The sequence below is a fragment of the Alienimonas sp. DA493 genome (assembly GCF_043951915.1).
Lineage (GTDB): Bacteria > Planctomycetota > Planctomycetia > Planctomycetales > Planctomycetaceae > Alienimonas.
Genome location: NZ_JBINJD010000142.1, coordinates 1 through 12,799, shown reverse-complemented (window position 1 = coordinate 12,799; position 12,799 = coordinate 1). Strand labels below are relative to the sequence as shown.

Here is a 12,799-nt window from a genome sequence, read left to right as displayed (position 1 = left end):
GGCGGGCGCCGGCCGCGACGTCAGGCGATCAGGCAGAACACCAGGCCGATGATCGTGGCGCCTTCGATCAGCACCGCCGCGATGATCATGGCGGTCTGGATCTGGCCGGCGACGTCCGGCTGACGGGCCATGGCGCCGGTGGCGGCGAAGCCGATCAGGCCGATGCCGAGGCCGCCGCCGATCACGGCCAGGCCGATGCCGATCACCTCGGTGCCGTCCACGCTGTCCGCGACGGTCGCGGCTTCCTCGGCGGTGTAATCGGGGCTGATCACCTGGGCGTCGGCGACGCTCGGGAACAGCATGAGGGCGAACAGGGCGGCGGCGAACGCCTTGAGGCCGGTCGCGGGAACGAGGGTGGGCCGGAACGTCCGAAGCACGGTGGGGTCTCGTCGGGGGGATGGGCCCGGCGTCGCCGGGCGGGGTGAGGTGATCAAGGGTCCGCCCTGCTCGACGTCGCCGGGGCGGGCGGACGGGGAACCCGGGCGGGGCGGGAAAGGTGCGGGGGGCAGGGTCGGAATGCAACCGACCCCGCCGCGGTTCTTCGCCCCTCCCCCAAGTTCGGGGAGGGGCCGCGCGTTAGTGCGGGTGTACCGCCCCCGCGATGAACAGGGTCGCCAGAAACGAGAACACGTAGGCCTGCATGAACGCCACGAACAGCTCCAGCAGGCCCACGAAAATCTGCCCCAGCAGGCTTCCGGCCACGATTGTGTAGCCGAGGATCGAGGAGCCTTCCTCCGGCCAGACGAAGTCGGAGAACGCCACGCCGATGAAGCCCAGCATCAGGCCCAGCACGACGTGCCCGGCCATCAGGTTGGCGAACAACCGGACCGCCAGCACGCAGTGCTTGATGAGCAGTCCCATCGCCTCGATGAGCCAGATCATCGGGTACAGAACCGGCTTCATCGCCGACGGCACGTCCATCCCGGGGATCAGGCTCTTTAGAAAGCCGATCGGCCCGTTCTCCTTGATGCCGCAGTACAGCACCGAGGCGAAGACGACCAGCGCCAGCACGGCGGTGACGTTGATGTTGCCCGAGGGCGTGCCGAGCCAGGGCACCGAGCCCAGCAGGTTGCAGAACAGGATGTAGATGAACAGCGACCAGATCAGCGGCAGGAACTTGTCCGCCGGGTGTCCGGCCGCGGGGCCGGGCGTCACGCTGGTGCCGGCGGTGTCGAGGTCGAAGTTCGCCTCTTTGAGCGGGTCGGCGCTGGCGGGGTTGTAGTGCCCTTCGGCGTGCTGCCCCATGTTCGTGCTGTGGTCGTTGGCGTCCCCGGCGTGGCCGTGGGCGTCGTGATCGCCGATCGTCGGCCGCACCACTTCGTCGCGGATGAAGACGAGGACCGTCTCCCAGAAGTTCCAGAACCGCCCGCGGATCGGATCGCCGTTGCGAATCTTGATCGCCAGCGGGATGAAGATCAGGGCGGCCAGCACGGCGGCGACCACCTGCAGAACCATGAACTTCGTCAACTGGAAGCCCATCACGCCGACCCCCTCGGGGAGCGTGCCGTTCAGCTTCATGAGGATCTTTTCCGGCGACGGCAGCCAGCCGATTTCCGGGAGTTCCACCGAGCGGTGGAACGGCAGTTCGAAATAGGTCGCGTCCCGGACGTGGTGGAACGGGTCCGCGGAGTGATCGGCGTGCTCCGCCCCGTGCTCCCCGCCGTGTTCGGCGGATTCGCCGAGGGCGTGATCGGCGGCGACGGTCTCCGGTTCCGCGTGGGCGTGCCCCGCGTCGTCGGCGACGTGGGCGGCTCCAAGGGCGGCGATAACGAGGGCGACGGCGGCCATCCGCGGGGCGGGTGAGGGCTGGAGACGGGCGGGCGGGGCCGGGACGGTACTGGCGGGCCGCCTCCGACGCCAACGTCCCGACGGTCGCACCTCTCACCCGGCGTCGGACGGCGGCGTCGGTTCGGGAGGCGCCGATTCTCGCGGCTGCGGCGGCCGCCACGCCAACTGCGCCTCCGCAGAGAACCCCGCCAGCAGTCCGGCGAGCATGAGGAGGGCCATTTCCGTGCCCACCCGTCCGTTTTGTGCTAGCGGCGCAGCGACAAGCAGCCCCAGGGCCGCAAGCCTCGCCAAAAACGCCCCCGCCACGGCCACAGGCACGCCGAGCTGAGCCCGAGACTTCACCGCGGCCACAAGGCCGATCGCCCCCGGGGCGCAGCACAATCCCCCGGCCGCGACCCAACCGGTGACGGGGAAGGGGCGGCCATCGAGTTGCGACAGAATGGTGCAACCGGCTCCAACGACTCCGAGCACCGCCGTGGCATGAATGGCTTGGGCTCTGGCCATCCACCGTTCAGCTGGGCCGAAGTCAGGGCGGAACGACCGCCGCGTCACCGTCGCGGCCCACGCATGCCGCCGCTGGGGCCTGAGCCGCTGCTCACTTTATTCGCCGCGGCGATCAGTTGGCTCACGCCCAGCCAGAAGCCGACCGCGGTGAACGCCAGCGTGGCCCAGGGGAACCAGCCGGTGAGGTAGTCCACGCCGTAGCCGATCAGCGGGGCGCCGGCCATCTCCATGGCGATCGTCGTGCCGACGCTGGCCCACTGCACCCCCTTCGAGACCGAGGAGCGGTCGTCTCGTCGCGGCTCCCGTCCCGGGGCGGCGCCGGGGGCGTCGTCGGTCTGACGCGGGGCGGGCGGATCAGGGGGCGTTGCGGACACGAGAGGCAGCGTCCGGCGGATGGGGTGCCCCGTCAACCGGCCTGTCGATCGGCGGGCTCCAATATGTGCAACCTGTGAATATGACAGGGGTTACGTTCTCTGGTCGTCCGTTTGTCCGCCGGCGGGCTTGCGGGGTGGGGATTCCTCCCGTAATGTGTCACCCGATCGGCACGCCCGTTCGTCTCGCAGTCGCAACGGCGACACAGTGGATGAGCGTCTTGGTGTTGTCGAATCGATTTCGGGCGGGACGCCCGTGACATGTGCGGTCCGGCGCGTCGTCGGGCCCCGGCCGGGACGGCCGCCACGTGGTTCCGGGCGGTCGCTCCGTGGTGCGATCGGCCTCCCGGCATGCAGGAGCCGTCCGCCATGCGGTCGTTCGCCCCCCTTCGCCAAGCGTCGGCAGCGGCTCCGCCCACACTCTCCCCCGCTGTTCCGCGGGCCGTGACCCTCCCCGGCCCGGCGTCCTCCCGCGACGCGAACCCGCGACACGATCACCACGGCGACCGCTCCCCGCGGCCGCCGTTTTTTCGTGCCCGCCCCTGACCCCGCCCCGGCCGCGGGGTTGGTCCCCGTTCGCCGGTCTTCCCCCTCCCTGTTGAACGAGGAAAGAGCCCGTGTCCGTCGAGACCCTGCGTTCCAGCACCCGCAAAGACCTGGCCGCGATGGCCAAGGAGCACCAAGTCAGCGGCTGGCACGGGATGAGGAAGGAAGAGCTGATCGAGGCGCTGATGGACGTCTTCCGCACCTCGGCCCGCAACCGGCTGCCGGTGAAGAAGTCGAACGCCCCCGCCGCGGACGTTGCCCGGACCTCTCCCAAGCCGCCCCCCGCCGCGGTCCGTGGGCCGGTCGCCGCGGCGCCGGCGAAAGCGGAGGCGACCAACCCGCGGGAGGCCTCCGCCGGCTCCGGCGGCACGGCCGGCTCCCCGGCGGCCAAGCCGGCCGCGGTCGCCGTGCACGACCCGATCAAGGATCCGCGGAAGGACATCTCGACCGTCGGCAGCGGCACGCCGGCGACGGAGGAGCTGGACGCCGTCGCCCATGACCCGCAGTGGATTCACGTCCGCTGGGTGCTGAAGCGCTGCACGGTGCAGCGGGCCGCCGCCGGGCTCGGCAGCGACTGGCATCGGGCCAAGCCGGTCCTCCGCCTGATGAAGGTTCACACCCACGAGACGAAAAGCACTAGCGAAACGGTCCTCGCTGACGTGCCCATTCACGGCGAGACCGATCACTGGTTCCTGCCGGTTGAGGAATCGCCGGCGACCTTCCGGGTGCAGATCGGCTTCCTGGCCGAGAGCGGCTCCTTCTTCCCTTTGGCGAAGAGCCGCCGGGTGACGACCCCGCGGCCGGGCTCCAAGGCGGCCGAACGGGTGCAGTTCGCCCGCACCGGCGGTCTGGGCCCGCAGGTCTCCGCCGCCCCGACGGACCGCGGCCTCGGCGCCCCCAGCCGGCCGGCGTCGGTCGATCCGATGTTCGAGAAGTTCAAATCGCTGCGGGCCGACTACGCCGGCGCCGCCTACGGCGTGGGCGAGGACGGCTCCGCCAAGCCGTTCACCGTCGAGACCGAATTGCTGATCCGCGGCACCGCCGACCCGGACGCCCACGTCTCCCTCGGCGGCGACGCCGTGCGGGTCGGACCCGACGGCCGCTTTGCCGTGAAGATGCGGCTGGGCGACGGCCGCCACGTGATCCCGGCGGTTTGCGTCTCCCCGGACCGCACCACGGAGCAAACGGTCGCCCTCGGCATCGCCCGTCAGAAGAAGGTCATGGAGCCCAAGCCGGCGACCGTCGGCGTGTAAGGGGGCGGGGATGTCGAATAAGGAATGTCGAATGACGAAAGCGGCCCGCTCGCCGGTTTTTTGTCATTCGACATTCTTCATTCCTCATTCGGCGAACCCGCGTTGGGTCTCGCGGCGGTCTGCGGTAAACTGCGTGTGATCTCCCGCGTGTTGAGTCGGTTCCATTTGCCGACCCTACAGGTACTGACAGAGGGAGCCTCGAGTCCTCGGCCGCGCGTATAGCCGCCTTGCCCGGTTTTCTTCGGAAGACAGGGCCTGCAGCGGATCACGCAACCCGGGGCCGCGGCGCCCACGTGGTTTCCACGGGTCAGTGCACTTGGCCCGACCGGCCGCGGGGGATCATTTTTTGCGCAGCGCACGACTTAACGCCGAGGCCCTGCGGGGCCTCGGCGTTATCGCATTCGTTAGAGACGGAGTTCGGCCTCAGGCCGCCACGGCTTCGCGTTCGCGGTGGGCCAGCAGGGCGTTCAGGGCCTCGGCCTTGCGGCGGTGGGTGCGGGCGCGGTTCTCGAACTGACGGCGCTTGGTGACGCTGTTCGAGGTGCGGGCCTTGCGGACGTACTTCTCGGCCAGTTCCGTTTTGACGGACACGAGGTGGCGGACTTTGGCGTCGGTCATGACAGAACGGGGGCGGCACAGAACGATGTCGACGGGAACGCGGGACGATAGCGACCGGAGGACCGGTCGGCTAGTTCGCGAGGCCGGGATCGGCGGCCCGGGGCGCTACTGCTGCACGCCCTTCGTCAGTTCCATGAAGGCCGTTTCGAGGTTCACCTCTTCCTCACGGAACAGCGTGGGGGCGAAGCCGGCCTCCAGCAGGCTTTGGGGGATGGCGGTGTAGTCCTCCACGCCGGGCTTCAGGGAGACGTTGATCGTCCCTTCGCCGTCGACCGTGACGGACTTCGCCTCGTCAGCCTGTTCCAGCAATTTGGCGGCGTCCTCCGTGCGGTCCTTCACGCGGATCTGCAGCGTGATGCTCTCCCGGGCCTTCCGCATCACCTCGCGGACGTCGCCGTCCACCAGCAGGTTGCCCTTCTCGATCATCCCCACCCGGGTGCAGACGTCCGCCAGCTCCGGCAGGATGTGGGAGGAGACGATCACCGTCTTCTTCAGCTCGCCCAACCGACGGAGCAGCCGGCGGATCTCGATCCGGGCCCGCGGGTCCAGACCAGAGGCCGGTTCGTCCAGGAGGAGCACCTCCGGCTCGTGGAGCAGCGTGCGGGCCAGACCAATCCGCTGGGTCTGGCCGCGGGAGAGCTGGTCGACGTAGGCGTCTCGTTTGAAGGTCATATCGACCAGTTCGAGGCACTCCTCGCAGCGTTTGCGGCGGGCCGGGCCGTCGATGCGGAAGGCGGCGGCGAAGAACTCGAGGTATTCCATCACCGTCATGTCCTCGTACACGCCGAAGGCGTCCGGCATGTAGCCGATCAACCGGCGGACCTCCCGGCTGTTCCCGTAGATGCTTTTCCCGCAGACGTAGGCCTCGCCGTAGTCCGGGTCGAGCAGGGTGGCGATCATCCGCATCGTCGTCGTCTTCCCGGACCCGTTGGGGCCGATGAAGCCGAACACGTCCCCCGCCGCCAGGGAGAGGTCGATCTCGTTCACGGCGATCAGGTCGCCGTAACGCTTGGTCAGCTTTTTGGTCTCGATCACCGGGGGACGATCAGCGGGCGGGGCGGAAAGCGGGGGGAGTGCGGGGCGGGCGGCCGAGGGCTCATTCGGCACCGAGTCCAAGCGGGCGGCGGCGGGGCAGGGGGGCGGCCTCGGCGTCGGGGTCGAGTCGCACCGGGCCGCCGGGCGGGGCCGCGGCGGCGGCGCCCCCGCGTTCTTCGACGGGCAGGATCGCCCGGACGTACGTCACCGTCGGCCCGTCCGCGGGGAGCGGTTCGCCGAAGGTCGCCTCCAGGTCGGTTACGGGGGCGTCCAGTCGCCCGAACAGCAGCGCCCGCCCGCTGTTCGCCAGGGCGGAAAGGTCCAGCCCCTCCAGCTCGGCGTTGGAGAGCCCGGTGAAGGTCTCGCCGCCGGACTGGGCGTACAGCGACAGGGCCGGCAGGATCACGCCGAAGTCCCGGCTGCGGGCGGCGTAGCGGGTGTAGACCAGCCGCCGGGTGGCGTCGAGGTTCAGGGGGTCGTCGGGGTCCCGGCTCAGCGGCTCCGGCCCCTCGCGGACCTCCCGCACCTGCGTGAGGAACCCGCGCAGGTCCCGGCGGACCACGCCCGGGCCGTCCGGTCGCCACGCCGCCCCCGCCGGCAGGGCGCCGTCGGCCCGCAGCGCCGTTCCGCCCGGTCCGTCGTCGCCGGCCCGCTCCGGGTCCGGGCGGTAGACGCGGCCCCGGTAGACGAGGAAGAAGTCCGACAGCGCCCCCGGGAGCGTGTGCGACACGCTCCCGCCCAACGCTCCGTCCTCGGCGACCAGCTCGCCGGCGATCGCGCCGTCGGCGGGGCCGGTCCAGTCGAGGCGGAACCGCTTCGCGGAGCGTTCGGGCAGCGGCACGCCGCGGGCCTCGGTCCCCGCGATCTCGTACCCGCCCGGCGCCAGCCCGACGCCGCCGCCGCGGTACAGTCCGCCGAACGTCGCGCCCGGCTCCGCGGCATAGCCGAGGCGGGCGTCTTGCACTCCTCCGGCGAACCGGTCCGACGGCCGGAAGCCCACCGTCAGGCGGCCCGCCTCCGGGGCGGGTACGGTCGCCCAGGCGGAGCCGCGGACGCGGTCCGCGGCGACGTCGACGTCCAGCAGTTCCAGTCGTCGCGGCGTCGGGTCGGCTTCGGCCGTTCCCCACAGCGCCAGCGCCGTCGCCCCGCCCAGCCAGAGCGGCAGCGTGACCCAGGTCAGCGCCGGTCGGTTCAGCAGGCGGTGCACGAGGAGATAGTCCAGCGGCCCGACGACGACCAGCAGCGCCAGCGCCCAGACGCCCACCGTCCCGGGGGAGGAGCCGGCGGGCACGTCCGCCTCCAGCGCTCCGTACACCTGATCGGCCATCTCGCCGGTGGACGCCCGGTCGCCGGGGCCGGCTCCGCCGGGAGCCTTGCGGGTCAGTTCCAGCAGGAAGGGGGGCAGCCCGCCCCAGCCGCTCAGCGGGGGCTCATGGAGCGAGGCGGCCACAACCGTCGCTCGGCCGAAGCCGATCGGCAGTTCCGCGACCAGCGCCCCGCCGTCGCCGGTCGCCAGCACGCGGCCGTCCGCCGCGGCGACCTCCGCCGCGTCCAGCGGCCGCACCGAGGCCGGCACCAGACGGTTGATGACGGCCGCGGTCCCCCGACCGCTGCCGGCCTTCGCCAGTCGTTCCAGCGCCGTCCGGGCCGTCAGCGGGACCGGGGCGCCCGGCGTCAACGGAATCCAGTCCGGCAGTTCCCCCGTCGCGGAGAGGCTGACGATGAGATGCCCCCCGTCGGCGACGTATCGGCGGAGGAAGTCGTCCCGCTCCGGCCAGTCGTTCGCCTCGATCAGCAGCGTCCGCACCGTGCTCAGGGCGCCGGGGATGTGCGGCAGTTCCTCGGCCCGCTCGAACGCCGCGATCCGCACCGGCCGGCCGGGGCGGTCCAGCGGTCCGGCGTCGTCCTCCGGGCTCCTTGAGAGGGCCGCCGGCAGTCGCACCGCCGCCCACAGCCGTTCGTCCGGGGCGAGTACGGTGAAGTCCTCGCCGGGCCGCAGGGTGCCGGCCGCGTTGCCGTTCTCGCTGGAGTAGCGGATCTTCGATTCGGCCCGCCCCGCCTGGATCAGCGCCGTTCCGTTCGCGGCGGGGACGGTGCGAACCAGGGTGAGGCCGTCGCCGTCCGTCACCTCGACGGTTACCGCCCTCTCGATAGAAGCGTCTTCCGCGGCTCCGATCCGCAGCGGCGCCCAGGCCCCCGGTCGGACGAACCCGCCGACGCCGGCGGAGGGGGCGTCGGTCTGGCCGACGGCGGCGCCCGGACCGCAGGCCGTCGCGCAGGCGATCAGCAACGCGGCGAGCGGCGGGAACGGCGGGCGACGCAAAGCGGGGCGGTCCGGGGGGAGGCGGGGCGGAAGAATACAGAGAGGCTACGTCGGCCGACACCGGCGGCGCGGGGAGCGATTTCCCGCCCCCTTCGCTCCGCCGCCCCGGCGAGCGGCTCCTCAGGCCTCGCAGGCGGCCTCCAGCAGGTCCGCGAGGCCCTCCAGGGCCACCGGCGGGATCGTGTGCGGGCCGGGGAACGCTTCGAACCGCACCGTGTGGCCGGCGTCGCTCAGCAGATCGCGTAATGCCTCGCCGCTGGCGAACGGCAGGATCGCGTCGGCCGTGCCGTGCGACTGGAACACCCGCCGCGTCGGGCAGGATCGCGCCCACCCGCTCCAATCGTCCTCCGCCACGAGCGCCCCACTGAGGATCGCCAGCCCGCCGAGTTCCCCCTCGGTCCGCAGGGCGTAGTCGGTCGTGAGCATCGACCCCTGGGAGAAGCCGCCGACGACCAGACTCTCGGAGGAGAGTCCGTCGGAAGTCAGGATGGAGTCAATGGCGGAGTCCAGTTGAGTCCGGAGAGCGTCCAGGCCCGTCGGGCGTTCCCGCCGTAACGCCCCGACCCGCTGTTTCGGCGGGAGGTTGAGGCGGTTCATGTCCAGCATCCACCAGGCCCGGGCCCCCGGCATGCCCATGGACGCCAGGTCGTGCGGGGCGGCGGGGAAGTGCACGCGGACCCGGCCCGCCAGCGTCGGCCGGGCGCGGAACAACTCCGCCGCCAGCCCGACGAGGTCGGTGCCGGGAGCGCCGAAGCCGTGGCAGAGCACGGCCGCGGCCTTCACCGGTTCGCCCGGCGGCGGGCCGACGGTGCGGACGATCAGTCCGGCGTGCTCGGAGGTGGATTGGGCGACGGAGGCGGGCATGAATCGGTTTGACAACGAAGGACGGCGTGTGGTCGCTTTGACGGCGCTGTGGCGCACCCGCGACGGTTCCGAGGGCTCGACTGGCGCGAGGCGATTTGCTCTAAGTCAAATCTCGACAGGAGCTTGCGGGAGATTTGGTCGGGCGGGCACGAGATTGGCGACGCACTTCGGTTGCGAATCACGCCGCCCGGACAGGTTACACTGTCGGCCGGGCCGCTCCCGCCGCGTTCCCTTTCAATCCCCCGAACGGTCGCCGATCGATGCGTTTCCGCCAGTTCTCCCCGTTCGTCGTGGCCGCCGCGGCGGCGTGTGCGGCCCCGCTGCCCGCCGCCTCGGCCGGGGACGGCGACATCGCCAAGGCGACCCGCTTGGCCGCCGCGGTGGAGCAGCATGCGCTCGCCGCCGCGCGGTTCGGCTCCTCGGTCCCGCTGCCGGACTACTTCGCCTTCGCCGACACCGCCAACGCGATCGCTGCGGAAGCCCATCAGGTCGAGGTGCAACTCGCTGTGGGCGACGTCGCCGGGGCGAAGCGGTGTCTGCATCATCTGGAGGGGCTGATCGAGTCCCTGGACAAGCAGGAGGACCGGCTGGCCCGCCGCGGCCCGGCTCGCGGCGCCCGGAAGGCCGCCGACGACTTCGCCGACGACATCGAAGACTGCTTCGAGGATCTGGAGGACGAGGTGGAGGACCTGCGGGCCGTCCCGATCGTCCTGCACGGCGGCGCTCCGCACCCGGCGATCGTCGGGCGGCCGTCGGTCGGACCCGGTCCGGTGCGGGTCGGGCCGCCGGCGGTCGTCCCGCCGCGGAGCGAACCGTACCGTCCCGCTCCTTCGGCCCCGGCGTGGGACGGCGGGCGAACCGTCCCCGGCGCGGTGCCGCCCGGATTCGAGTACCAGGGCGAGGGCGAGCACGGCGGCGTCTACTACGGCCCCAGCCGCGGCGCCGTCGCCCCGAACTCCGGGCCGATCGCCCCCGCCGGGGGCTCGGGCCGCCCGGGGCGCAGCTCCGGCGGACTTTACGATTTCCCGGTCACCCCGCTGCCGCCGCGGTCGCGGGAGAACGACTCCTTCCGTCCCGTGCCCAGCCGCGATTCCTACCGTCCCGCCCCGGCCCCGCCGCGGTACGAGGGGCCCAATGCCGGCTTCGACGGCCCCGCTCTGCCCGGCATGCCGCAGGCCGGATTCGATCGCTCCAGCCGTGCCGCCCGCCTGTTCCCGGTGACGATGCTGCGGTGAGGCCCGAGCGAACCCTCAGTTCTCAGCAACTCTCAGCGACCCGGACGCTCCCAGCGTCCGGGTCGCTTTGCATTGGGGGCGTGCCCTCGGCGCCCCGCAGTGCGCCGTGCCACCGCGGCTCCCGCTGCGGGTCGGCGTGCAGGGCGTCCCATTCCTCGACGGCGTCCGCCTCCGCCGTTTTTCGGAACGACTCCATGCGGCGGACGTGCGGACGGAGCAACCCCGTCAGGGCGCCGCCGGAGACCGCACAGAGGCCGAACGCGATCCAGAAGAAGGCTCCCCGCGGCCAACCCGCCCACAGGCGCAGCTGGGCGGCAGCCGGGATGATGAGCAGAAAGGCCATGAAATAGCCGAGCGTGAGCAGCGTCGCCCGGGTCTCGCCTGGCGGGGCGTACTGAATCCGGGGCCGGCTGAACCGCCGCAGGGCGCCGGCCGTCATCAGGCCCGCCACTGTCAGGGCCGGGCCGAGTAACAGCCATCCGGCTTTGCCGGTGAGAAGTTGCAGGGCCAGACCGAAGAGTTCGCCAGCCAGAACGACGACGAAGACGGCAGCGGCCGAGGGGCTGCCGTCGCTGATCCGCTCCCAAGACCGCAGCGGCCGGTGGGGCGTTTCGCAGCGGACCAGCGGGAGCGCGACGCGGAGGCAGAATGTCGGCCATCCGGTTTGACGGTCCGCCGGTACGCGGGCCCGGTATCGGCGGATCAGGCCCAGCAACTCCGCGTCGTCGACCCGTGAGGGGACGACGCGGACGGTCCCGCCGTGGCCTTCCCACCGGATCGCGGCGTCCCGCCCGGCGGGCCAGCGGAGTTCCCCGACCGTCCACGGTTCGGGCAGCTGCGGTAGCGGGCGGGCGGACATCGGCCGGCGTAACGTCGGCGGGCCCGGTGCGGCTCACGCCGGAGTTCGCCTGCCCGAGCGTCGATCGGGGGACTAGGATGCGGCCCCGCGTTCGCCCCCGCTCCATTCCGACATGGCCGACAGCCCGCTGCTCGCCGATCCGCCGCTCGCCGACCCTGTGCACTCGGACGAAGCCGACCCCGCCGGGGCGGCCGGCGGGAACGGTAAGTCGGGCGGCAAGCACTACACCGTGCTGGCCCGGCGCTACCGGCCGCAGACGTTCGCGGAGGTGATCGGGCAGGGGCACGTCGCCCGGGCGCTGACGAACGCGATCGCCGCCGGGCGGGTGGCCCACGCCTACCTGTTCACCGGCGCCCGCGGGGTGGGGAAGACCTCCACGGCCCGCATCTTCGCCAAGGCCCTGAACTGCCCGAACGCCCCGAAGGACGGCCCGAACGCCGGGGTGCCGTGCAATCACTGCGAGATCTGCGAGGCGGTCTCCGAGGGCAACGACGTCGACGTATTGGAGATCGACGGCGCCAGCAACAACGGCGTGGACCACATCCGCGACCTCCGCGGCAACGTCACCGTCAAGCCGATGCGGGCCCGCTTCAAGGTCTACATCATCGACGAGGTGCACATGCTGTCCAAGGCGGCGTTCAACGCGCTGCTGAAGACCCTGGAGGAGCCGCCGGCCGGGGTGAAGTTCGTGTTCTGCACCACCGAACCGAACAAGTTGCCGGACACGATCCTGTCGCGCGTGCAGCGGTTCGACTTCGCCACGGTTCACGTCCAGAACATCATCCAGCGGCTCGCCGCGATCGCGGAGGCCGAAGGGTACGAGGTCGAACAGCCGGCCCTCGAACTGGTTGCACGCCGGGCCGCGGGGTCGATGCGCGACTCGCAGAGCCTGTTCGATCAACTCCTCAGCTTCGGCGGGGAGAAGATCACCGCCGACGAGGTCCACCGGCTGTTCGGCACCGCCTCGGACGACCGGCTGGTCGCGCTGGTCGGCTGCTGCGTGAACGGCGACCCGGCCGGGGCGCTGGCGGAGCTGGAGGCCGCGATCGGCGACGGGGTGCAGCTCGACGAACTGATCGACCAGCTCGTCGGCTACCTGCGGGACCTGATGATCCTCGCGGCTGGGGCCGACGGCGTGCCGCTGCTGGGCGTCAGCGAGGAGTTCCGGCCGCAGCTCGCGGAGCAGGCGCAGGGCTGGGGCGTGCAGACGACGCTCGCGGCGGTGCAGTTGCTCTCCGAGGCGAAGCTCCGCATGCAGCGAGTGACGTTCGGTCGGGCGCTGGCCGAGGCGGCGCTGGTACGGGCGGCCACGCTGGGCGATCTGGACGACCTGGCCGGACTCGCCGAGAGCCTCCGCGGCGGCGGCCCGTCCGCGGGGGCCGCCGCCCCGGGCCGCAACCGGA

Annotated in this window: 12 protein-coding genes; 3 read left to right on the top strand and 9 right to left on the bottom strand. The window is 71.8% G+C overall.

The genetic code is table 11. From position 1 onward, the window contains the following. Positions 1-20 precede the first annotated feature (20 nt). The 4 genes from ACG2DA_RS17785 to ACG2DA_RS17770 all read right to left on the bottom strand — a co-directional run bounded on the left by ACG2DA_RS17785 (position 21) and on the right by ACG2DA_RS17770 (position 2,666). Positions 21-377 carry an ATP synthase F0 subunit C gene (locus tag ACG2DA_RS17785; protein ID WP_395257282.1) on the bottom strand — a complete coding sequence of 119 codons (357 nt, stop codon included), beginning with the start codon at positions 375-377 and terminating at the stop codon, positions 21-23. 199 nt (positions 378-576) lie between these two features. Next, positions 577-1,788, bottom strand: coding sequence for a F0F1 ATP synthase subunit A (atpB, locus tag ACG2DA_RS17780; RefSeq protein WP_395257280.1), 1,212 nt, complete (start codon positions 1,786-1,788; stop codon positions 577-579). 93 nt (positions 1,789-1,881) lie between these two features. After that, positions 1,882-2,007 carry a hypothetical protein gene (locus tag ACG2DA_RS17775; protein WP_395257278.1) on the bottom strand — a complete coding sequence of 42 codons (126 nt, stop codon included), beginning with the start codon at positions 2,005-2,007 and terminating at the stop codon, positions 1,882-1,884. A 329-nt stretch (positions 2,008-2,336) separates the two neighbouring features. After that, positions 2,337-2,666 (bottom strand): hypothetical protein, encoded by a 330-nt coding sequence (locus ACG2DA_RS17770; RefSeq protein ID WP_395257276.1) that lies wholly within the window; start codon positions 2,664-2,666, stop codon positions 2,337-2,339. A gap of 614 nt (positions 2,667-3,280) precedes the next feature. Between ACG2DA_RS17770 and ACG2DA_RS17765 the strand changes: the two genes are divergently transcribed. After that, on the top strand, positions 3,281-4,462 hold the full coding sequence (locus ACG2DA_RS17765) for a DUF4912 domain-containing protein (RefSeq protein ID WP_395257274.1): 1,182 nt from the start codon (positions 3,281-3,283) through the stop codon (positions 4,460-4,462). 423 nt (positions 4,463-4,885) lie between these two features. Here the strand turns inward: ACG2DA_RS17765 and ACG2DA_RS17760 are convergent, their stop codons facing one another. The 4 genes from ACG2DA_RS17760 to ACG2DA_RS17745 form a co-directional block, all read right to left on the bottom strand. Continuing rightward, positions 4,886-5,080, bottom strand: coding sequence for a hypothetical protein (locus tag ACG2DA_RS17760; protein ID WP_395257272.1), 195 nt, complete (start codon positions 5,078-5,080; stop codon positions 4,886-4,888). A 105-nt stretch (positions 5,081-5,185) separates the two neighbouring features. Further along, entirely contained in the window at positions 5,186-6,115 is a 930-nt protein-coding gene (locus tag ACG2DA_RS17755; RefSeq protein ID WP_395257270.1) for an ABC transporter ATP-binding protein, read from the bottom strand. Between the two features lie 61 nt (positions 6,116-6,176). After that, positions 6,177-8,438, bottom strand: coding sequence for a hypothetical protein (locus ACG2DA_RS17750; protein ID WP_395257268.1), 2,262 nt, complete (start codon positions 8,436-8,438; stop codon positions 6,177-6,179). A gap of 120 nt (positions 8,439-8,558) precedes the next feature. Next, positions 8,559-9,302 carry an alpha/beta hydrolase gene (locus ACG2DA_RS17745; RefSeq protein WP_395257266.1) on the bottom strand — a complete coding sequence of 248 codons (744 nt, stop codon included), beginning with the start codon at positions 9,300-9,302 and terminating at the stop codon, positions 8,559-8,561. Positions 9,303-9,562: 260 nt separating this feature from the next. On the opposite strand from ACG2DA_RS17745, the gene ACG2DA_RS17740 reads away from it, so the two are divergent. Beyond that, positions 9,563-10,537 (top strand): hypothetical protein, encoded by a 975-nt coding sequence (locus tag ACG2DA_RS17740; protein ID WP_395257264.1) that lies wholly within the window; start codon positions 9,563-9,565, stop codon positions 10,535-10,537. Positions 10,538-10,559: 22 nt separating this feature from the next. On the opposite strand, the gene ACG2DA_RS17735 is transcribed toward ACG2DA_RS17740, so the two are convergent. Further along, the gene (locus ACG2DA_RS17735) at positions 10,560-11,396 is read right to left on the bottom strand and encodes a hypothetical protein (protein ID WP_395257262.1); all 837 of its coding nucleotides are present in this window, start codon (positions 11,394-11,396) and stop codon (positions 10,560-10,562) included. Between the two features lie 112 nt (positions 11,397-11,508). Here ACG2DA_RS17735 and dnaX point away from each other — a divergent pair. Beyond that, the coding region (dnaX, locus tag ACG2DA_RS17730; protein WP_395257260.1) for a DNA polymerase III subunit gamma/tau at positions 11,509-12,799 on the top strand (1,291 nt) is incomplete at its 3' end.